20 protein-coding genes and 1 pseudogene are annotated in these 20,142 nt (G+C 72.0%); 3 read left to right on the plus strand and 18 right to left on the minus strand.

What is annotated here, in order from left to right:
- Positions 1-580 precede the first annotated feature (580 nt).
- Positions 581-1,393: a hypothetical protein gene (locus WD794_04065; GenBank protein ID MEX2289488.1), complete on the plus strand. Its 813-nt coding sequence runs from the start codon at positions 581-583 to the stop codon at positions 1,391-1,393.
- 106 nt (positions 1,394-1,499) lie between these two features.
- Here the strand turns inward: WD794_04065 and WD794_04070 are convergent, their stop codons facing one another.
- From WD794_04070 to WD794_04105, 8 genes are all read right to left on the minus strand, one after another.
- Entirely contained in the window at positions 1,500-1,637 is a 138-nt protein-coding gene (locus WD794_04070; protein MEX2289489.1) for a hypothetical protein, read from the minus strand.
- Positions 1,638-1,649: 12 nt separating this feature from the next.
- Positions 1,650-2,993: a DUF2399 domain-containing protein gene (locus WD794_04075; GenBank protein ID MEX2289490.1), complete on the minus strand. Its 1,344-nt coding sequence runs from the start codon at positions 2,991-2,993 to the stop codon at positions 1,650-1,652.
- Complete coding sequence (locus WD794_04080) at positions 2,990-7,162, minus strand: SbcC/MukB-like Walker B domain-containing protein (GenBank protein MEX2289491.1); 4,173 nt, start codon at positions 7,160-7,162, stop codon at positions 2,990-2,992. The genes WD794_04075 and WD794_04080 overlap by 4 nt, the downstream gene beginning before the upstream one ends.
- Entirely contained in the window at positions 7,159-8,430 is a 1,272-nt protein-coding gene (locus WD794_04085) for a DUF2398 family protein (GenBank protein ID MEX2289492.1), read from the minus strand. The genes WD794_04080 and WD794_04085 overlap by 4 nt, the downstream gene beginning before the upstream one ends.
- On the minus strand, positions 8,427-9,962 hold the full coding sequence (locus WD794_04090) for a DUF2397 domain-containing protein (protein ID MEX2289493.1): 1,536 nt from the start codon (positions 9,960-9,962) through the stop codon (positions 8,427-8,429). The genes WD794_04085 and WD794_04090 overlap by 4 nt, the downstream gene beginning before the upstream one ends.
- A 175-nt stretch (positions 9,963-10,137) precedes the next feature.
- Positions 10,138-10,356: a hypothetical protein gene (locus WD794_04095; GenBank protein MEX2289494.1), complete on the minus strand. Its 219-nt coding sequence runs from the start codon at positions 10,354-10,356 to the stop codon at positions 10,138-10,140.
- 97 nt (positions 10,357-10,453) lie between these two features.
- Entirely contained in the window at positions 10,454-10,639 is a 186-nt protein-coding gene (locus WD794_04100) for a hypothetical protein (GenBank protein ID MEX2289495.1), read from the minus strand.
- Complete coding sequence (locus tag WD794_04105; protein MEX2289496.1) at positions 10,615-10,890, minus strand: hypothetical protein; 276 nt, start codon at positions 10,888-10,890, stop codon at positions 10,615-10,617. Before WD794_04105 ends, WD794_04100 begins: the two co-directional genes overlap by 25 nt.
- A 548-nt stretch (positions 10,891-11,438) precedes the next feature.
- On the opposite strand from WD794_04105, the gene WD794_04110 reads away from it, so the two are divergent.
- Complete coding sequence (locus tag WD794_04110; protein MEX2289497.1) at positions 11,439-11,747, plus strand: hypothetical protein; 309 nt, start codon at positions 11,439-11,441, stop codon at positions 11,745-11,747.
- Positions 11,748-11,904: 157 nt separating this feature from the next.
- On the opposite strand, the gene WD794_04115 is transcribed toward WD794_04110, so the two are convergent.
- From WD794_04115 to WD794_04140, 6 genes and pseudogenes are all read right to left on the minus strand, one after another.
- Positions 11,905-12,483: a hypothetical protein gene (locus WD794_04115; GenBank protein ID MEX2289498.1), complete on the minus strand. Its 579-nt coding sequence runs from the start codon at positions 12,481-12,483 to the stop codon at positions 11,905-11,907.
- On the minus strand, positions 12,480-13,295 hold the full coding sequence (locus WD794_04120; protein MEX2289499.1) for an ImmA/IrrE family metallo-endopeptidase: 816 nt from the start codon (positions 13,293-13,295) through the stop codon (positions 12,480-12,482). The genes WD794_04115 and WD794_04120 overlap by 4 nt, the downstream gene beginning before the upstream one ends.
- Positions 13,292-13,636: a helix-turn-helix transcriptional regulator gene (locus WD794_04125; GenBank protein MEX2289500.1), complete on the minus strand. Its 345-nt coding sequence runs from the start codon at positions 13,634-13,636 to the stop codon at positions 13,292-13,294. The genes WD794_04120 and WD794_04125 overlap by 4 nt, the downstream gene beginning before the upstream one ends.
- A 76-nt stretch (positions 13,637-13,712) precedes the next feature.
- Positions 13,713-14,219, minus strand: a pseudogene (locus tag WD794_04130) (aminotransferase class I/II-fold pyridoxal phosphate-dependent enzyme).
- Positions 14,220-14,730: 511 nt separating this feature from the next.
- Positions 14,731-15,576 carry an oxidoreductase gene (locus tag WD794_04135; protein ID MEX2289501.1) on the minus strand — a complete coding sequence of 282 codons (846 nt, stop codon included), beginning with the start codon at positions 15,574-15,576 and terminating at the stop codon, positions 14,731-14,733.
- Positions 15,577-15,644: 68 nt separating this feature from the next.
- The gene (locus WD794_04140) at positions 15,645-16,166 is read right to left on the minus strand and encodes a VOC family protein (GenBank protein MEX2289502.1); all 522 of its coding nucleotides are present in this window, start codon (positions 16,164-16,166) and stop codon (positions 15,645-15,647) included.
- 137 nt (positions 16,167-16,303) lie between these two features.
- Here WD794_04140 and WD794_04145 point away from each other — a divergent pair, with 137 nt between their 5' ends.
- Positions 16,304-17,536, plus strand: a complete 1,233-nt coding sequence (locus tag WD794_04145; protein MEX2289503.1) for an MFS transporter — start codon at positions 16,304-16,306, stop codon at positions 17,534-17,536.
- Between the two features lie 12 nt (positions 17,537-17,548).
- Here WD794_04145 and WD794_04150 read toward each other — a convergent pair whose 3' ends face one another.
- The 4 genes from WD794_04150 to WD794_04165 all read right to left on the minus strand — a co-directional run bounded on the left by WD794_04150 (position 17,549) and on the right by WD794_04165 (position 20,080).
- Positions 17,549-17,827: a DUF5985 family protein gene (locus WD794_04150; protein ID MEX2289504.1), complete on the minus strand. Its 279-nt coding sequence runs from the start codon at positions 17,825-17,827 to the stop codon at positions 17,549-17,551.
- Positions 17,824-18,087: a DUF5985 family protein gene (locus WD794_04155; GenBank protein ID MEX2289505.1), complete on the minus strand. Its 264-nt coding sequence runs from the start codon at positions 18,085-18,087 to the stop codon at positions 17,824-17,826. Before WD794_04155 ends, WD794_04150 begins: the two co-directional genes overlap by 4 nt.
- On the minus strand, positions 18,084-18,521 hold the full coding sequence (locus tag WD794_04160) for a hypothetical protein (GenBank protein ID MEX2289506.1): 438 nt from the start codon (positions 18,519-18,521) through the stop codon (positions 18,084-18,086). Before WD794_04160 ends, WD794_04155 begins: the two co-directional genes overlap by 4 nt.
- A gap of 101 nt (positions 18,522-18,622) precedes the next feature.
- Positions 18,623-20,080, minus strand: coding sequence for a DEAD/DEAH box helicase (locus WD794_04165; protein ID MEX2289507.1), 1,458 nt, complete (start codon positions 20,078-20,080; stop codon positions 18,623-18,625).
- Positions 20,081-20,142: the final 62 nt, after the last annotated feature.

Genomic DNA, 20,142 nt, shown 5'->3' on the forward strand with positions numbered 1-20,142 from the left:
CCAGCAGTCGTGACAGACCCTCCGGTCCACGACAAGCCCATCTGGCCGGCGTCAAGCCGTCCAGCGGCCGACAAACTCCTGGTTCGGCCGTCGGCGCTCCGCCGGTGAGCCTCGCGCGGCCCCCGGTCCGCGGCTCCATGTGCTCAACGGCAGACCTGACACAACCCTGAATGGTCAAGGGGTGTGCAGACTCAGGTAAGCAGGCGGACCACATCGGCCCTGTGAGCAGTTGGTGCCGGCCCGGCACTCGTGCGCACCCTCGCCAGCGGCGACCTTGATGATTGCGGTCGATCGGGCGGCCGGCGGCCTGGTCTCGTTCCCAGAGCGCGACAGCGACGGTGGCCCACTCGCTGCGGCGGGCTGCATCGGCGGGTCGGGCCAGTCGGCCCAGCAGGCGGGCGCTGCTGCGTCGAGGACCGTGTCTCGGAGTTGGCTGAGCACGTCGTGCCTGGTGGCCCAGGTGGTGCCGCCGCTGCGTGCTTCGCGGTGTGCCGCCTCCGGGTAGCGCTGCCAGCTGGGGAGCTCGAAGGTGGTACCCAGGACGAGCGTGTCGGCGGTTCGGTGAACGGTGTAGCGATGCTTGCTCCTGGGCGCCGACGCCGGCTTCGCAGTGCTTGAGGAACTCGGTTCTAAAGTCGTCGATGAGCTTGCTGTCGGGCTTGGCCGTTCCGGGCCCGATGTTGAGCAGCTTGAGGTACTCGGCGGCGACGGCCTGAGCCGGTTCTCCGGCGCTGACTCGGTCGTACAGCGCCGCCGTCTGCCAGCACTGCTCGGCGTACTCGACGTGCTGCTGGACGCGCCAGGTGAGCAGTTGATCGTCGAGCAGGTCCCAGACCAGGGTCTCGTTGGGGTGCAGCGTCATGATGACGTCTCGGTGGGCCGCACGGATCCTGTCGAACGCAGTCGGCTCGCGCTCCTCGCTGGGGTCAGCGCCCGCCTTCCGCTGCAGGTCGGAGTCGTGCCACGCGCGCATGATCAGCTGTCCTTGCCGCCGGATGATGTGCAGCAGCAGTGCCTCTGCGCGCTTCGAAGCTCGGCGGGCTGTCTCGATCTGCTCGGCGGGCGCCTCCGACCAGCGGGGCGGCTGGGGCAGCTGGGCGAGCAGCCCGATCAGGCACTCGAGTGTGACTGGGACCTGCAGCAGGGTCTTCTCGGGCAGCGCCGGGGTGTCGAGGCGGGCGACGGTCCACTGCGCCTCGCGCCCGGTGCGTCGCTCGATCTCGGCGAGGACGAGGGTGGCGGCGTCGTGGTCGGCGACGACGCAGAGCCGGGTGAGCTCTGCGTCTTCAACGCCGCCGAGGAGGTCCAGCTTGTCGTTGTCGCTGAGGCCCGGCCCGCTGAGCAGCGGTGGCTCGTTCGGCGGGTCCGGTTGCGACGTGCCACTGCCGCTTGAGCAGGCGCTGCCGATCGGCCGGCTGCAGCTTCTCGCGGCGCAGCAGAGCCTGGACGGCGTGGACGTCTCCGCGCTCGCTGACCGCGTCGATCAGCTCGGCGGTGAGCTAAATGCCGGGCTCATCGGCGAGGATGGCGAGCGTGGTGCTGGGGACGCGGTCGAGGGTGGCCTGCAGCGCCTGGATGATCGCGGGGCGGGCTGCGCTGCCGTCGCGGAGCAGCTGGTTGAGCAGCCGTTCGGACACCGGCCAGGGAAGTCATGGCGTCAATGGTGCTGCCGGGTCAGGGCTGAGCAGTCGTCGCCCGTCGGCGCTGCCCGTTTCGTAGGGGGCTTGGCCGTTGTGGCCGAGGTCGGCCAGGAGGTCGGTGAGCATCGACTCTTCGAACACGGCGACGCCATGCTGGTGCATGACGTCTTGAAGTCGGGCGTCCCAGGGCGTCGCGGCTACCTGCCCCAGCAGGCTGATGGTGGCTCGGCCCTCTCGCGCGTGCCGCGCGTACTCGGCCGCGCTCATGCGCCACGGCTCGGCGCCGGGGATGCCGACGAGCAGCGCGCGGACGTGGTCGACGCCGGCGACGTCGAAGTCCGCCCGGACTTTCACCGCCCAGCCTGCGCCGCCTAGGCGGCTGAGTGCGTCGATCTCGCTGGCGGCGGGGGTGCCTGATGTGCAGACGACGAACACCGGCTCGGTGTGGACGTGGTCGGCGGCGGCCGCGATGACCGATGGGTTCTCGGTGATGAACACGGTGCCGCCCGATGGCGGAGCAGCCGCCCACTGGACGTCGCGGAGCGCTCTGGGTGGCAGGGTGATGATCGCGTCGTGCGGCAGCACCCACCCTGCCGGCCGGAGACCGAGCGTGAGCAGCCCGCCGGTGAGATCGTCGAGGTCCACCGCGACTGCTGCCCAGGCGGGTCGCGTACGACTGCCTGCCGGGATGACGCCGGCGCTTATGAGCGTGGCGAGGACCAGGCCGGCGAGGCCTGTTGCCTCGTCGAGCGCGTGTGGGTTGCCGGTGGCTGTCTCCGCGAGCCGGCGCCGGTCGACCCGGCCACCGTCGGTGGGCAGTGCGGCCAATACCCGATCTGCCGTCTCGACGAGTGCGCTGGCGTCGGGGTGCGCGTGGAGGCGGGCGAGCCAGCCGGTGCGGCGCAGCCCCTCCCAGAGCTGATCGGGCGTCACCTGCTCGTTCAGCACCGCGTGCCGGGTGAGCGCGTGGATGAGCGGGCGCAGCGTTGACTCTCGCTGCTGCTTCTCAGCGAGCGCCTTGCTGCGCTGTGCCAGCGGGCCGCCGCGGGCGTGGGCGGCGACCGCGCCGGGCGTCAGCGCCGGTCCGCGGTGGCGCAGCTGCGCGGTGAGGGCCTTGAGGTCGACGCGCTTGCGCCGACTTGTCAGGGGACGGTCTGCGATGAGCCCGAGGGCCGCTGCTCGGGCGGCCGCATCCCCTGGCGGGGTGACGTCGAGGGTGCCGGTGCTCATGTGCGGGTCGCCCCGGCGGTCTGCGGCGTCGGCGATCTGCGCCCACAGCCAGCTGATGTCGGCCTGCAGCAGCGGGCGCAGGTCGGCATCGGCACACGCGTCGTCGCAGAGCGTGCAGCTCACGCATGCCCCGTGCTGTCGGGAGCGCCCGGGTCGCCAGGCAGGAGCTCGTCGCCGCGGATGAGCATAGGAAACGCGACGACGGTGCCGTCGGGCGCGGCTTCGAGGTCGTGGGCGTCGATGCCGTCCCAGGCGCCGGGTGCGCCGTCCCAGAGGTAGCTGGTGCAGATGAGGTCGAGGTCGAGGGCGGCGAGGTAGCGGGCGAGGCTCTCGCGTCCCTGCTCATCGACCTCGGCGGGGACCTCGTCGAGCGCTGCGAGCCGTGCGGACGTCGCCGGGCTGCGGTCGTACGCGGCGGCGACGGCGGCGAGCATGGGTGCGAGGACGACGAGCCGTCGCTCTCCGCCGGAGAGGCCGGTGCGCTGGCCCCAGCGTTCGACCTTCTCGGAGCCGGGGCGAGTGATCTCGTAGTGCACGTCGACCCACTCGCGGACATCAACACCGGCGGCGATCCGCTCGGTCATCGTCTCGCCGTCGGCGGCGTCGATGAGCGACTGCAGGGCGCGGCCGAGTTCGGCGTTCTCCTCGTCGGTGCGCAGCGCGAGGCTGGTCTTGCACGCGAGCTCGTACACGCGCCGGGCGCTGGGTGACATGTGGTCGCTGGGGTGAACGCGGACCTGGACGCCGACTCCGGAGCTCGCGGTGGCGGATCGCATCTTCTTGTTGACCTCCTTGACCCAGTCGTGAAGTTGGGTCCAGGCGGTGCTGATGGCGTTGGGGAGCCGGCCGATGATGAACTCGCTCAGCGCCTCCTCCTCGGCTGCTGCGAGGGCTTGTTCGGCCTGCTCGGCGAGGTGCTCCGCTCGCTGCGCTGCCTGCGGTGCGGTGTACACAGTGTCGCGGCGGGTGAGCGTGTAGCTGAGCAGGTCGCCGAGCGGTTCGGCGTTGTCCAGCGCCCAGGTGCCGGCGAGTTTGGCGCGGGCGTCGTCGTACCCGATGAGCAGGGTGCGGCGCACGGTGGTCTTGCGCCCGATGATCGCGGTGCGGATCTGCTCGAGGAGGTCGTCCTCGACCAGAGGGTGCGTGCCGAGGACGACCTCGCCGACGCCCGGTGCTGCGAGATGCCGTCGCAGTGCGTGCAGCGCCGCTTCGGCGGCGGGCTGCGCCTCACGCAGGCTCGCCTCGACCGCGGCGACGTTGGTCTCGTGCTTGGCATGATCGGCGATCGCGGCCTGCAGGAGCCCGTTGATCTCGCTGAGCCGCCTGCCGATCTCGCCGTGCCGGCTGTTGGCCGTGTGCAGTTCCTCCAGCGTCTCGGTGACGCTGCTGCCGCTCTCGGCCTCCAGCGTCGCAAGCTTGCTGGCCGTCCTGGTCGCCAGCGCGTGGACGTCACGGACGTGAGCGTGCTGCCCAGGCAGCTGTGCCCGGCGTTCGTCGACGCTGGAGACACCGGCGAGCAGACGCTCAAGGGTGGCCACATGCCGGCCTGCGACGGCCGCTGCCGCGTCACGCAGCTGCTTGGCGCTGTGCTGGCCGCTCTCGGCGAGACGGGCGAGCGTGTCGAGCTCGGGTGTGAGTCCGAGGGCGACGACGTTGTCGACCCACTGGCTGCGCAGTCGCTGATGTTCGGCGTGCTCAGCGAGCGCCTTGCCAGCGAGCTCGTCGGCTGCTGACCGGTCATCTCGGGCTGTGCGTGCGGCCGCTGCCCTGCTGCCCTCGGCGGTCCGCAGTGCCTGCCGGCCCGGGAAAGTGCTGCCGGCGCTGAGCACGACGGTGCGGGTGGACAGCGTCGCCTGTGCCTGCTCGTCGAGGACGTTCGCCTGGCGGTCGAGCTCGCCGGCCTGCCGCTCCAGCTCGTCGGCCTGGGCGAGCGCGGCGGCGCGACGCTGAGCCGCCCCGATGTACTGCGCCTTCGGAGCGACCTCGCCGGCAGCGGCCCCGTCAGGGGTGCCGATGGCGGCGCCGGTCCGGAACGTGCCGTCGCGTCCGATGACCAGCTCAGAGTCGCCGCTGAGGGCGGTGGCGGTGTCGACGAGCGCGATGCGGCGCAGTACGAGCTCTGCGACTGCAGCGTGAGGGTGCCGGTAGTCGATGCGCAGAACAGCCGCGAGGCTGTCCTGCTGCTCAGCGGCGTCGGAGTGCACCCGCCATCGGCTGGCGTTTGCTCCGTCGCTGCTCAGCCCGGCGGCCAGTACCCCGGATGCTGCCAGTGCTGCCTCGAGCCGGTCCCGCTCGGCCTGTGGCACTGCCGGCTGCCACTCGATCGCGTTGCCGAGCGCATCGCTGTCGTCGCCGACGTCGAGCCACGCCGGCCGCGGCAGCGGCAGGAGGCGTCCGCTGCGCAGCGCCTCGGCTTCCGCACGAAGGACGCCTGCCTGCCCGCGGTGCTGCTGAGCAGCTGCCTGGGCGATGCTGGCCTGCTGGCGGAGCTCCGCTGCTGCGGCGCTGACTTCTGTCTGCACCCGTGCGGCCCATTCCTCGGCGGCCTCCAGAACGGCGGCTGACTCCGCGCCGCGCTGCTCGTCGATTTCGTCCTGCTCGACGAGCCCGGCCGCAACCTCGTCAGCCGCGTCCGGGTCCTGCTCGGCCGTGATGTGGGTGCGCAGCTGCCGAACGCTGTCGGAGCTACACCAGGCGGCAGCCGCGTCCAGGAGGCCGGCTGCGGCTGCCTTGGCCGCAGCAGTGGCGTCGACGGCGTGGACGGCGGAGCGCTCTGCGACGCCAACGGCGTGCTCCGCGGCCTTGTCGGCCTCCTCAGCGCGCTTGCGAGCCTGCTCGACCGGCTTGTGCTGGACGACGAGCATCTGGGCCCGCTCGGCTTGCTGCCGCACGCTCTCCGCGGTCGCCTGCCACTCCTCCGCTACGGCGCGTAGCGCGGTGGGGTCTGCGCGGACGAGCAGAACCGGCCCGGGGTCGGCGACGTCCTCACCGACGGTCAGGACCTCGGCCGGGCGGGTCTCGACCTCGACGAGCGCCGCTGCGGAGGCGCGGGTCGGGTCGCTCTCGAGAGCGCTGGCGTCGGCGGCCTCCAGGCTCTCGGACAGCGTCGTCAGGTTGCTGCGCAGGCCCTGGGTCTCCTGGGCGATCCCTCTAGCTGCCTGCTGCAGTGCGCGGATCTCGGCCCCGGCAGCCGCCTCCTGGGCGGTCAGCGTCTCCCGTAGCTGTGTGAGAACGCCGGCCTGCTTGTACGGCTCGCTGTTCTGCAGGGCCTCGATGTGCCCGGCGAGTTCCTGCTGTTCCTCGCCGAGCGCCGTCTGCTCAACGGTCAGGGAGGTCTTGGTGTCTCGGCTGCTGGTCAGGAGCTTCTCGTGGTGGCGCAGTTCGCCGCGCAGCTGCGTCTCTCGCCCAGCCGCGACTTCGGCGGCGCTGTGGACGGCGTTGGTCACCTCGACGACATGGCCGGCCCAGAGCTCAGCGAACTCGCGCAGCGCTGCGGCGTCGGCGCGGTCACGGGCGAACGCCTCCCGGGTCGCAGCGGAGCCCTCGAGGGCGTCGGCGGTGGCGGTGATGACGTCGTCGGCGACGCCGGGCAGCGACGCTCGCAGCGCGTCGGCGGCGCCGCGCGGCGAGACCTCGCCGAGCAGGGTCGGGTTGCGGACCTCGCGCAGGCGTGCGGCGAGCAGGTTCATCTCACCCGGGGTGCTGTGCCACAGGCGGGCCGCCATGTCGGTCACATACGCGCTGCTGTCGTCGAAGACCTGTCCGCCGAGCGCGTCGACGGACTCGGTGAACTGCTCGACGGTGAGCGCTGCGCGCCCGGGGCCGTGGAGGCTGAGCCCGTGCAGAGGGCGACCGGGCACGGTGAACGGGATCGCCCGCACCGCCGGCGAGGCGCCCTCGGAGTACTGCAGGCGCACGCCGTAGCTCTGGAGCTCGTTGGTGTCGGGCGCGGCGAACGTGATCCAGGTGTAGCCGTAGCGGCGCTTGCCGACGGCACCTTCGCTCATGAGCAGCTTGAGGGTGGTGTGCCGGGCCTTGCCGGCGGCGAGCTTGCCGGCGTTGAGGTCGAGCAGGTACGGCCACAGCGCTTCCAGCGCGGTGGTCTTCCCGGTGCCGTTGGGCCCGCGGATGAGCAGTCGCCCGGACTCGGCGGGCAGTTCCAGGTCGCCGTAGCGCCAGATGTTGCTGAGTCCGGCGCCGACGAGGCGCCAGCGCCCTCCGAATCGGCCGGTGTTGTCGACTGCGGGCTGCAGCGCGTTCTCGGCGAACAGCGCGGTCGCGTCGATGGTCATGAGGTTGACTCCAGACTCAGCTGCTGCTGCGGACCGTCGCTGTCCGTGCCGGACGCCGAGTCATCCCTGCCGGTGATTGAGCGCGCGGGTGTGCTGGCGGGTGCGGGCCAGCGGCCGGTCGCGGGTGAGAACCACCAGGTGCGCAGGGCGTCTTCGCGGCGGCCGAGGACGCCGAGCGCCTCGAGCAGTGCCGCGACGTGCTCGGCCAGCGTCGCCGGCTCAGCCGCGAGGTCGACGCTCCACCCGCCCTTGCCCGCGGCGTATCGGTCGATGAGGACGCTGAGGTGTGCCAGGACGTCGTGCTCTGTCAGACCGCGCCACCCGGGGCCGGGCGCACCGCTCTGGGTGCCGACCTCGCCGGCGTAGTCGCACAGCAGCAGCGCTGCGTGGCCGACCGTGCCGGGGACGGGGAAAGGGTGGTCGCCGAGTTCGCGGGCGTGCCGGAACCCCTGCTCGGGGACGATGAACGCGGCGCCTTCTGCGCGTCGTTCCAGGTGCAGGCCGAACCCGGCGGCGATCTGCGCGCCGTCGTCGGCGCGGACGCGGCGGCTGAGCCAGTCGGCTTCGGACTCGTCCAGGTCGGTCACGTGCACGAGGGTGTCGTCGACGAGCTTGCGGCGCATTCGTCGCGCCGGGTCGCTCTCACACTCCAGCGCCGTGAGCCACGATCCGGTGTCGTCGCGGGGGTCGCCGGGTCCGAAGTTGGCGATGACGTGCACGAGCCGGGTGTGGTGAACGGCCAGCAGCACGGGGGCGTCCTCGTCTCGGATGAACCCGTCCACGTCGCCGTCCTCGGGGGTGACCACGCCGCGTTCGTCCAGCATCTTCAGGGCCTGGACGATCGCGCGTCGCTCGGCGATGTCTCCGGTCGTGGCGATGTCGGCGTCGGCCGCGGCGGCGCGCGCTGCGGTGACCAGGTGCGCGATGGAGCACTTGGGCGGCAGGCTCTCGGCCGCGGCGACCAGCAGGAAGAACCACGAGCAGGTGAGCGGTGCGGGCCCGTCAGTGGCCCAGGCGGCGCGGCGCACGGGTGGGCTCTTGCGCAGCCGAACCAGGTCGCGCTCGACGACCAGCACCCAGCCGAGGCGGCTGAGGATGTCGCGGATGCCGGTGGCGTTGCGGCGGACTGCGGCGATGTGCTCGTCGTCGCGGCCGCCGATTAGCCACGGCTGCACGCACAGACGGCGCAGGACGGCCGCGGCTTCCTCACCAGCGTCGGGGTTCCAGACCTTGCGTGCACGACTGGTCGCGCCTGCTGCGGTGGTCATGCGACTCCTCCGATGAGGCGGACGGGGCCGCCCGGGTCGGCCGTGGCGGTCCCGGAGCTCGGCGGCATTGCGACGCTGCCGCGGCGGTGGAACGCGATCTGCCGGTCGGGCAGCAGGATCTGCCAGGTACGCGCGCGCAGGACTCCGGTGACACCTGGCGTGTGCCACAGCGTGCAGGCCAGCCCGTCGCACTCTCCGGTGCGTGAGCTGGCCCGGGTGCGGCGGCGGGCGGCGGCGAGCACGGAGGCGTACGCGACGCGGGCTGCGCCGTCGCTGAGCTGGTCGCCTGGCTGTGCGGCGAGGACTTCGGCGACGGCGTCGCGGTGTGTGGCGAGACGCTCGGCGCGCCGCGCGGCGACGATCGCGGTCGCCTCGGTGTTGTCACGGGCTGCCGGGGCGCGGCCGCGGGCGCCGGTGCGTCCGGTGGCGCGGAGCAGCTCAGGGATCTCGACGCTGGGTCCGTCGCGCCACGCGGGGTTGCGGGTGAGGTCGGTGTCGTCGGCGGCGCCGTACAGCTTGCGCCAGCGGTGATCGCCGAGCACGGCGAGGGTGACGGCCGTGCCGAGGTCCCGGTCGCGGACGGCCTTGGCGAGGGCGAGTGCTCGTGCCCGGGACGTCGCGGTGCCCGAGGATGTGTGCAGGCGGCGGAGGTTGGCGTGCATGCCGGGCAGCGCGCGGACCAGGCGCAGCGCGAACCGGGCGGCGCGGCCTGTGTCGGGGCTGAACCAGGCGGCCAGGCCCGCCCAGTCCTCGGTCCGTCCGCCGCGGGACGCGGTGAGTGCGCCGCTCTGGATGAGCGCTCGTGCCTCGGAGGTGGTGACGGCGGCGTCGACGAGGGCGCCGGCGTGGGGCTGGAGGATGTCCAGCGCTGCGGCGGCGCGGGCGGCGCCGCGCTCGAGTTCCGTCGCGACGCGGGTCGCGTAGTTGACGAGCATCTCCTTGAGCTCGCCTGTGGCTTCGTTGTCGAGGTCGAAGCGGTCCGCGAGGCCGGTGAGGGCGTCTTCGGCGCCGACGAGGGCTCCGTCGAGGTCGTCGTGGGAGGTGAACAGCTGCCCGATGTGCTCGGCGACCTCCTCCAGTGGCGCGTCGGGATTGCCGGCGAGCCGCTCGAGGCTGCGGACGACGCGCTCCAGGCTGGACAGCGGGATCTCGCGCAGCGACGGCGTGCCGGCCAGGACGTTGCGGTAGAAGCGCTGAACCTGCCGGCCGACGGGGGTGGCGGTGTAGCGCCAGTTGCGGGCTAGGAGGTCTGCGTGCCGGAGGATCTGCGAGGTGTCGGTGCGCGCCGACGCGGCGATCCAGCGGCGCAGCGACTCAAGTCGGGCCTCGACGGTCTTGACGTCGATCGGCGTGCCGGCGGCGGTCAGCGCTGCGGCGACCTCGCCCGGGGTGAGGTCGTTGACGGAGGTCTCGAGGACGTCCATGACGGCGATGTACTCGTCGGACTCACGGGCGAGCAGGTACGCGGTGGCGAGGCGGGCGTCGTCGACGCCGACGGACAGCTCTTCGCCGCCCGCCTTGTCTTCGCTCATCGCCACGCTCACCGTCCCCGTCCGGCTCGTGGGCGCACGGTAGAGCGGAGCTGTGACACTTCTGGGCGCTTTGCCGAGGTCCGCGGCGGCGGCGCCCGCCCGCACCCCGGGGACCTGCCGAGCGCCTGGTGGAGCTCGTGGCGAACATGATGGGCCGTATGGCTGCTGCGTTCGCTCACTCGGGTCCGTGGAACATCCACCAGTGGCTCGGGTGGGACCGCTGCGCCAACGCCCGTTGCCAGACCGAGCTCGGCGTGGACCACGTCACGCTGACCACACGGCGCATGTCCGCCGCTTCTGCTGTGTCGAGCACATCGCCGAAGGACAGGCGGCGTGGAACGACGTGCTCCACCAGGCCCAGGTCGACGGCAGCGGCGAGCAGGCAGCGCTGCACGCGCTGTTCGGCCCGCCGATCAAGGACCGAACAGGCCCACGCGCTCAGTAGCTCGCACCGGCACCCTGGCGGTCGAGCTGCCATAGTGCCAGATAACCTACGTCAGGTAGCCCTCCGTGTGCAGGGCGATGATCTCGTTGCCGGCTTGCCAGCGGAGCTCCTCGATGAGGGCGTCCTGCTCTGCGTCGACCGCGGTCAGTCGGCTCCGCAGCTCCAGTTCCAGTCGGCGGCTCTCACCCAGGGCTCGGTTGATGCTGGTCAGGTGAAGGGCTCGTCGCCCCACATCGCCGAGCCAGCTCGGTCCGCCGACGCTGAGCCGGCGCTCGCGCTGGTGGCAAACGGCGAGCCGACGCTCGCGCTGTCGGTGCTGCGGTACACGGCGCGGTCGCCCACGATGGTGGCGGCGTACCGCCCGTTGGGCGCGTAGATCTTGTTGCCGCGGCGACGCCCGACGTGACGGCCGTTGCGGTCGAAGACGTTGTCTCCGCTGAGCTTCAGCGGTGCTCCGTTCTTGATGTACAGGCGCTCGCTCATCTACTCCTCCAACGAGGTGATCGACGTGTCGAGCCGACCGTAGCCGCGGCCCCCGACACTTCCACGACCTTCGCCTGTACCTGTACATGGTCATGTACAGCGCACGTGGCAGACCCCGGAAGAGCGGTGGCGTGGCGTGACGTGCTCAGCGCTTGCGCTCAGCCCACGTTCCCCGGCATTCCGGGCAGCTCCAGGCGAAGGTGCCCGGCTCGCTGGACCAGACGATGAGGCGGCGCGTCACATGTCCCGCGCCCCCGTCGTCGCAACCGCACCTCGGGCACGGGTCGGAGACGTGCGGGCCGGATAAGTTCCGGGTGCGAACGCGCCGTGCCCGCTCTGCCCGAGCTGCAGTCATCACGTCGTGTCGCTGCCCTCTCACCCGCAGGGACAACCCCGGAGCAGGGGCTTCACGTTCACGCCTGGGTCGGCCACCCGACCGTTGAGCTCGCCCGGCCTGTTGTGGCGCGGCCCCGGTGGCGCCGCAGACGGTGCTGAGCGATCGGTGCGCCTGCGCTTGTACATGAACATGTACAGACGAGGCTGCTCGAATGCCGCCCGCCCGACGTCGACGCCGTATCGGGAAGACACCCGACGCCGCTGTCACGGCGGCCGTAACGGCAGCGCTGGAGCACATCCAAGCTCTGCCCACCGCGGCTGAGCGGGCACGGGCAGCGACCGACTTCATCGCCAGGTTCGACGAGGCCCGCAGGCAAATTGCCCTGGCCAGGGTGGCCGATGTCCGAGCAATGCTCGCCGAGAACACGCTGCGCGCCACGGCGTTGGCGCTGGACCTGAGTGTCAACGTGATCGTGCAGATCCGCGACGAAGACGACGTCCCACCCGCCACCCGGCGGTAGCCAGCTCCGCCAGGTGTCTGGTGCGCCAAGACGTCGTGGCCACATCAGGTGCCCCTAAAAAGTCGGACAGTACGGCGACCTCCCGTGCCCTGTACATGAGCATCTACGGGCGAGCTGACGGTTGCGCTGCTGCCTCGCGCCGCCCCGCCGAGCGCGGTCACAGCGGCGGGAGTCCTGCGTCGAAGGGACGCATCTGGACGTACACCTGCTGCCAGGTGAAGCCACCGGCGATCCACCCTGGCTGCGCCTGCTTGAGCACCTGCTTGGTGCTCCACAGGGCCAGCTGCCCCGGAGCAGCGCTGCGTCGCAACCACCCCTGCTCGCGGGCAGCCCGGTCGCGGCCGTCCTGCTCGTCGATGAGGACGATGACGTTGGTCCCGGCCTGTGCGAGCGCGGACGCGTGCGCGAGCACCATGATCTCGCCGAGGCTCTTGCGCGACCGGACCCGGGTCGCAGCGGGGACGCCGCTGATGCGGGTCACTGCCGCGGTGAACACCGAGGGGGTGAGCTCGTCGGACAGGATGCTGATGCGGCCGGACGCGGTGAGCTTGCGCCAGGTCGCGGCGACCGCGGTCGAGGAGAACAGCGGGTCCTTGGCCATGCCCTGCACCTCGGTGTCGATGCGCGCCGGCGCACACATCTGCAAGCCCACATGATCGGCGGCCTTGGCCAGCACGTTCTGCTGGCCGACGGCGAGGAAGTTCAAGACCGGCCCAGCGTCGAGCAGAACACTCACGAGGAGGGCGACGGCGGCGCGAAGCCCGGCGGCAACAGCGGAGCGTCCTCGTCCCAGTCGTGACCGACCGTGGAGCCGGCATCGTCTGTCGCCGCTGAGAGCTCCAGCTCGGCGTCGAGGATCTCGGCCGGGACGCCGTACCAGGCTGAGAGCTCCGCGATGCCAAGCACACCGATGCGGTACCCCTCCGCTGCCCGGCGCATCAGGCTCTGGGGCGCGCGGGGCTGCGAAGACGCAGCCGACATCGCCTGGTACTGGCTGAGCCAGCCGTAGCGGGCCGCGACCGTCCCGGCGCGGAACCGGGACCACTGCTGGGAGGTGTCGTCGTCGATGAGCCTGGCGTCCTTGAGCTGGATTGCCGCGATGTGCGGCGAGACGCAGAACTCCTGCACCAGATGCGACAGCCACGCCTCGTCTACCGCGACGTCAGCCCCGTGCGGCGACACTGCAGCCAGCGGAAGGAGCAGGTGCCGGGCGAACGCGTCGGCCTGGATCTCCTCGTCGCTGCGCACACCGGGCGGATGGTCCAGTTCGCGGTCCACGTCACCGGCCAGGATGTGCCCGAGCTCGTGCGCGATCGACGACCGCTGCCTCATGGGGTGCTCGGTGATGGCTACGGCGATCACGGCCCGCCCGCTGAGCGGGTCCGCCATGGACAGGCCGTGCTCGGCGCCGTCGGCCGACATCGCCAGAACGTCACAGCCGACCGTGTCGTGGACGAGCTCGAAGAGGTCGCCCAGCGGACGAGTGCCAATCTCGAAGCGCTCGCGGAACGCCTCCGCGCGGCGGCGTGCCTCCTGTTCGTTGGTCACGCCATCGCGACGCCCTGCTCGGTCAGGTACTCGTCCAGCTCCAGGTAGGCGTACAGCCGCTCCCGCATCGCGGCCATCGGAGATGCTGTGCCGTCGGTTCGGGCTGCGATCCGGGCCCGGCGTCGGATTTGCGCGCCGGCGGTGATCGCCGCGGCGCGAACGCCGAGGAGGTCGGCAAGTACGACGATCTCGTCGCCCTTGAGCGGGCGCTGGCCCTGCTCGATGCGGGAGTACGTCGGCTGAGACACCTCGATCGCGTCGGCGGCATCGTGCTGAGACACGCGCGCTGCCTCTCGAACCTCGCGTAGCCGACGGCCGAGCGCCACATGATCAAGCTCCATGACACTCACTGAATACTTCCTCCTTGGCTATTCACAGTGTCACAGCCCTACGACAGAAGCAACAGGCTCCGCTTAGACGGGCCCCCGTCATTGTGAACGCCCGCTCGACATCGTCGGGATCGGGGCCGTGCGCCCCGGTCGGCACTGGCACCAGGGTTACGCCGGCCTGCTCGGCGGCCAGCAGCGCGCCCCAGTACGTGGGCGACTCGATCAGCAGCGGCCGGCCTGGGCCGACCAGCGCCCGGAAGATTGAGCTCAGCCCGCTTTGACTCCCCGCGACGACTAGCACGTCGCGGGCGGAAGGCGGCGTGACGCCGATCGGGGCACCGGCGGCGACCTGACCGGCGAACCACGTCTGCAGCTCCGGCAGCCCTGCAGCCGGGCACGACAGCGCCGCCTCGGACCTCGAGGCCTTGGCCAGTGCCGCCCTGACGAGACGCTCCGGGAGCAGCTCGCGACCGGGGTAGCCGGAGTGCAGCGCGATGGCGTCCGGCGCCCCGGCCCGCTGGGTGGACGACAGAGCCGACAGCCGGGCGTGCGGCGCCCCAAGGGCAGCGGTCTGCCAGGAAAAATCAGCCGGGCGGGGCTGGCGCACCACGCGTCCGAGCCCTCGCGCACGACGGCGCACGCCTGCAGACCGGTACGGGCGCCCTCGTCGCGCCCCAGGAGATGCGGCCCGTCCTGCTTCGCCAGCGTCCGCTGACCCTTATCAGTGGCGGCACCCATGACAGTGCCCTGCTGACGATCTGGGGGCAGGACGCGCGGATCTGGGGGACTCGCCCCAGGCGCACACCTCAGCGAGGTGCGTGAGCAGGAGCCGGCCTGACGGCCGGCAATGGCTGAGGCGTGAGTCGCAGCGGATCCGCGCTACGGGCGGCCACTGTTCTGGGGGCATCAGAGGTCGCCGACGACGTCAGGCCGCCGCTGCCCACGCGGCGCCCGGCTCAACGGTCGAGGGTTGCTTCGACGCTGCCGGACAAGATGACGTCATCCGGACGACTTCGTCGTCACCGGATCACCCTGACGCTCCGCGGACGAGAATGACGTCGCGGGGATGGCTCGGGTCAATGTCCCGGACCTGACACCGGACCGCTTCAGTCGTCGAAGTCGGCGTCCCGGGCGACGTGGTCCCACGCGGCCCACTCCGCGAGACGCTGCTGGTAGGTCGCCGGAGCGACGTCGGCAGCAAGCTTGCCGAGCAGCAGACGGCGTGGCGGCTGCGGGTCGTCCAGCACGGTCAGCAGCGCCTGCGCCGCCTTGTGCGGGTCACCGGGCTGGGTCCGCGCCAGCGAGCCCGACATCGCCGAACGGCGCGCGGCGAGCAGCTCGTCGTACTCCGGCATCGGGTTCGCCCGCACCATGCTGTCGCCGTTCCAGTCGGTGCGGAACGGGCCGGGCTCGACGATGGTCACCCCGATCCCGAAGCCGGCGACCTCCTGGGCCAGCGACTCCGAGAACCCCTCCAGTGCCCACTTGCTCGCGTGGTAGATGCCGGTGTTGAGGAAGCCGGCCACGCCCCCGATGCTGGAGATCTGGAACAGGTGACCGGCGCCTTGCGCGCGCATCACGGGCAGCACGGCCTGCGTGCACCACAGGGCACCGAAGACGTTGACCTCGAACTGGTCGCGGACCTCCTGCTCGCCCGCCTCCTCCACCGCCCCGGCGAGGCCGTACCCGGCGTTGTTGACCAGCACATCGAGCCGGCCGGTGAACGAGGTCGCCTCCGCGACGACCCGCTCGACCGCGGTTCTGTCCGTGACGTCCAGTGCCAGCGCGAGGGCGGTGTCGGGATGGGCAGCGACGAGGTCGTCGAGCTGGGCCGGCTTCCGGGCTGTCGCGACGACGCGGTCGCCGGCCTGCAGGGCGACGTCGGCGAACGCGCGTCCGAGGCCGCGGGACGCGCCGGTGACCAGCCAGGTGCGCGGGGGAGGAAGTGGCATGTCCCGGAGCAACCGGACCGGCGGGCCGGCTGTTCCGCCGTCAGGCCCCGGCTGTTCCGCCGTCAGGCCTACGCCGGCGCGTCGACCGGACCGGGGAGCAGCCGGCCGGCAGTGCCGAGACCGCTCCACCGACGCACCTCGCCGGCCAGGTCCAGCCGGTCCACCGGGGCGCTGTCCTCGTAGCTGCCCCAGTCCTCCCGCGGCAGCATCCACATCACCTCGAACTCGTTGCCGTCCGGGTCGGCACCGTAGATGCTCTTGGTCGCGCCGTGGCTGGACTCGCCGGTGTAGGCGCCGGCGTCGACCAGCGTCGCGCGGGCCTGTTCGAGTTCGTCGATGGTGTCCACCTGCCAGGCCAGGTGGTAGAGCCCGATCGCGCCGTCCGGCCTGGGGGCGGCAGCCGATCCGAGGCCGAACAGACCCAGGTCGTGGTGGTTGCCCGAGCGGGGCAGGCGCAGGAACACGGCGTTCGCCCGCGGCTCACGCACCACGACCTGCATCCCGAACACCTCCGTCCAGAACCGGAGCGAGCGCTCCAGGTCGCTGACGAACAGCACGGCGTGGTTGAGACGGACTGCGGCGACGGCCATACCGACCATCATGGCGCTTCCCGTGGCCGATGACCCGCCAGGGCCGCATGATCTGGTCGACTTCGGGGTCCGCATGCCGGCCCCCGACCGGGGCACGGTCGGGGTCACGGGTACGGGCGAGGGAGGCGGGACCAGACGTGGGAGGCGATCAGCACCGGCCCGGCTTCCGGACCGTGCTGGCGCAGCCGCAGTTCCGCCGCCTGTGGACGGCGCGGACGGTGAGCCAGTCGGGCGACGTGTTCAGCTTTGTCGCGCTCGCGATCCTCATCTACCGGCTGACCGGCTCAGGCCTGGGCGTGGCCGGCGTCGTCGTGGCCGAGATCCTGCCGGTGCTGCTCCTGGCACCGGTCGCCGGCGTGGTCGTGGACCGGCTCCCCCGCATCCGCGTCATGGTGGCCGCCGATCTGGTGCGGGCCGCGTTCGCGATCGTGCTCGCCGCGTGGCACGACGAGCCGCTGGTGGTGTACGCGGTGGCGTTCGGTCTGTCGGCGGGCGCCGTCTTCTTCAATCCCGCGGCCCATTCGGTGCTGCCGTCGATCGTGCGCGAGCACGAGATCGTCGCGGCCAACAGTGCGACCTGGACGGCTGCGGTGCTGTCGCAGGTCGTGCTCGCGCCCGTGTCCGGTGGGCTGGTGGCCCTGGTCGGGCCGGCTTGGGCGTTCGCGCTCAACGCCGCGAGCTTCCTCGTCTCGGCGCTGGTCCTGCGCGGCCTGCGGCTGATCGAGCCGCCCGGCGACGTCGGCCGGCGGCGGTTGCTCGCCGAGGCGAAGGAGGGCGTTCTCCTGGTAGCCGGGGACCGCCTGCTGCGGGCGCTGGCGATCGGGCAGCTGCTCGCCGCGCTGTCGGCCGGAGCGACCAGCGCGCTGCTCGTCGTGCTGGCCGCCGAGCAGTTGCGTGCTCCGGCGGATGCCTACGGGCTGCTCGTCGGAGCCATCGGTCTGGGCGCCGCACTCGGGCCGGCGTTGCTGCTGCGCCTGATTCCCGACCCCCGCCGACCGCTGTTCGTCTTCGGTCCGTACGTGGTCAGAGGCGCGGTCGACCTCGTGCTGGCCTCCGTGCGCAATCTCCCGGCCGCGGCCGGCGCACTCGCGGTCTACGGCGTCGCGACCTCGACCGGCGGGGTGACGTTCAACAGCCTGCTGCAGTCCCACGTCACCGACCGCACCCGCGGGCGGGTGTTCTCGCTGATGGACCTGCTGTGGCAGACCGGGCGGCTGGCCAGCCTCGGCATCGGTGGCCTGCTCGCCGATACCGTCGGCATCCGCGCCGTCTACTACCTCGGCGGCGTCCTGCTGCTCGTCGCGGCCGCCGTCGGCTTCGCCGCCACCCGCCGGCCGGGCTCCCGCAACGCCGTGCCGCGGCAAGCATGACGGCCGATCCCGCTACCGCCCGGCGGTGTTGCGCGGCTGCGGGCCGTAGTTCTTGTCCAGGACCGCGACCGCGATGAGGACGAACGTCACGGCGCGCACCAGGTACACCCACGTCCGCGCCTCGGACTCCGGGTCGAGCACGGACAGCAACACCCGGTTCAGGGCGAACACCGCGAAGGCGAGCGAGAAGGCCATGAACAACCGGTCCCGCGTCGTGCGCCAGTACTTCCAGAAGAAGACCGCGACGCCCAGCGAGGCCAGCATCGTGGCGCCCTGGATGAAGTCGTTCACCGGGACTCCCAGATCAGGCCGAACAGCAGGATGGAGACGCCCACCAGGCCGGAGGCGTCCCGGAGCAGGGACAGGTCCAAATCCTGCAGGACCTGGCGGTCCACGAGCAGGAGCACGTTGTTCACCGCCAGGGCGCTGAAGCACAGGCCGGCCCACAGCAGCAACCGGACCCGCCCTGCCAGGTAGCTCCGCACGAGGAGAACGGCGCACAGCAGGCTGGTGGCCGCACACAGCGTGTAGGCGACGACGGCGCCGCTCATGAATCCCTGTCCTTCCGGAAGCGGAACGCGTCGGCGAACCGCGCCACCGGGTCCTCCTTCGAGGAGTACACGTGCCGGGTGACCGACACGCGGCGGCGCGCATAGCACTCGGCCACCGCCGCAAGGGACTGCCGCAGCCTCTCATCGAGCGGTGCGAACCGGTAGCCGTTCTCGGCCGCCTGCAGGATGCCGCGGCCGACCAGCGCATCGAGCCACGGCGTGATCGACGGCTCGGGAAGGTAGGACTCCCGGGCGAGATCGGCAGCCGTGCGGACCACACCGCCCGCTTCGTGCACGAGCAGCAGGACCTCCAGCTGGGCCACCGTGAAGATGTACTCGTCGAGGAACGCCACGACGTCGGGCGGCAGGGGTGCCGGCGAGGTCAACGGCCCGCCCCCGCCACCCGCACGCACCGGCAGGGCAGCGGGCGACACGCTCCCTCGGCGAGGGACGATGAACACATGCAGCGCATCATGCCGCCTCGCTCCGGCCGGCGCCCCCCGCCCCCTCTGGGGACGGGGACGGTAGGCAGGGGTTACGCGGTGCGGGCGGCACGCGGACGGCCGGCGCCGCCGCCGCTCGGCGCACCGGAGCGGCCGGTGTAGCGCCGGCGGTCGCCCTGCGGGCGCGGGACGTACGGCGCGCGCGGCGTGACCTCGATCGGCTCCCCGGACTCGGCCAGCTCGCGCACGGCCGGGTGGCCGGCCACGACGGTGACGGCGCTTGCCTGGACCCCCGCGCGCTCGCGCATGCGCTGGTGGTCACGCACCTGGTCGCTGGTCACCATCGACAGCACCGTGCCGCTGGCGCCGGCACGGGCGGTGCGGCCGGAGCGGTGCAGGTAGTCCTTGTGGTCCGCCGGCGGGTCGTAGTGCACGACCAGGTCGACGGCGTCGACGTGGATCCCCCGGGCGGCGACGTCGGTCGCCACCAGCACCCGGGCGTGGCCGCTGGTGAAGTTCTCCAGCGCCCGCTTGCGGGCCTGCTGGGTGAGGTTGCCGTGGATCGCCGCGGCCTGGACGCCGACCTTGCGCATCTGCAGGGCCAGCCGGTCCGCGCCGTGCTTGGTGCGTACGAAGAACAGCGTGCGGCCGGGGCGGGCGGCGATCTCGGCGGCGATGTCGACCTTCGCGTCGCCCTGCACGGCGTAGACGCGGTGATCCATCGTGGTCACGGTGCTGTCGGCGGAGGCGACGGCATGGACGGCCGGATCGACGAGGTACTGCCGCACCAGCTTGTCGACGCCACGGTCCAGCGTTGCGGAGAACAGCAGCCGCTGTGTGCCGTCCGCCGTCATGTCGAGCAGCTTGGTGACCGCAGGCATGAAGCCGAGGTCCGCCATGTGATCTGCCTCGTCGAGGACGGTGACCTGCAGCCTCTCGAGCGTGCACTCACGCTGCTCGATGAGGTCCTGCAGCCGGCCCGGGGTGGCGACGACGACGTCGACGCCGCGGCGCAGCTGGTCGATCTGCCGGCCCATCGAGGCGCCGCCGTAGACCGTCGTCATCTTGAGGTCGAGCGCCTGCGCCAGCGGGGCCAGGGCGTCGTGCACCTGCTGGGCGAGCTCGCGGGTCGGTACGAGGACCAGGCCGCGGGGGGTGCCGCGCAGCCGCTCGCCGCCGACGAGGCGGGCCAGCAGCGGGAGGCCGAACGCCAGCGTCTTGCCGGAGCCGGTGGCGCCGCGGCCGAGCACGTCGCGGCCCGCGAGCGCGTCGGGAATGGCGCGGGTCTGGATGGCGAAGGGCGCCTCCATCCCGCGACGGGCCAGCGCGATGACGAGCCGCTCGGGCAGGCCGAGCGCAGCAAAGGTGGTGGGCAGATCGGGGGTGGCGGCCGCGGCGTCGGCAGCGGCGTCGAGCGCGAGCTCCAGGTCGGACCTGACGGGAGCCGGCGCCGGGCGGCTGGAGCCGGAGCGGCGGGGGCCGCGGCTGTTGCGGCCGGCGGAGGCGCCGCGGCTGGAGGAGGAACGGGACGGGGTGGGACGGCCTGACATGAAGGAGGAACTCCGTTGCTGTGTGTCGAGGGCCGCGACGGTTGAGGCGCGCGGCGACAGGC

This window comes from Mycobacteriales bacterium (assembly GCA_040902655.1).
Lineage (GTDB): Bacteria > Actinomycetota > Actinomycetes > Mycobacteriales > SCTD01 > SCTD01.

What these genes read in the sequence shown, in the direction of transcription:
- WD794_04080 (MEX2289491.1), bottom strand. Translation starts at nt 7,162, where the DNA reads ATGACCATCGACGCGACCGCGCTGTTCGCCGAGAACGCGCTGCAGCCC.
- WD794_04085 (MEX2289492.1), bottom strand. Translation starts at nt 8,430, where the DNA reads ATGACCACCGCAGCAGGCGCGACCAGTCGTGCACGCAAGGTCTGGAAC.
- WD794_04090 (MEX2289493.1), bottom strand. Translation starts at nt 9,962, where the DNA reads ATGAGCGAAGACAAGGCGGGCGGCGAAGAGCTGTCCGTCGGCGTCGAC.
- WD794_04105 (MEX2289496.1), bottom strand. Translation starts at nt 10,890, where the DNA reads ATGAGCGAGCGCCTGTACATCAAGAACGGAGCACCGCTGAAGCTCAGC.
- WD794_04110 (MEX2289497.1), top strand. Translation starts at nt 11,439, where the DNA reads ATGCCGCCCGCCCGACGTCGACGCCGTATCGGGAAGACACCCGACGCC.
- WD794_04125 (MEX2289500.1), bottom strand. Translation starts at nt 13,636, where the DNA reads ATGGAGCTTGATCATGTGGCGCTCGGCCGTCGGCTACGCGAGGTTCGA.
- WD794_04135 (MEX2289501.1), bottom strand. Translation starts at nt 15,576, where the DNA reads ATGCCACTTCCTCCCCCGCGCACCTGGCTGGTCACCGGCGCGTCCCGC.
- WD794_04140 (MEX2289502.1), bottom strand. Translation starts at nt 16,166, where the DNA reads ATGGCCGTCGCCGCAGTCCGTCTCAACCACGCCGTGCTGTTCGTCAGC.
- WD794_04155 (MEX2289505.1), bottom strand. Translation starts at nt 18,087, where the DNA reads ATGAGCGGCGCCGTCGTCGCCTACACGCTGTGTGCGGCCACCAGCCTG.
- WD794_04165 (MEX2289507.1), bottom strand. Translation starts at nt 20,080, where the DNA reads ATGTCAGGCCGTCCCACCCCGTCCCGTTCCTCCTCCAGCCGCGGCGCC.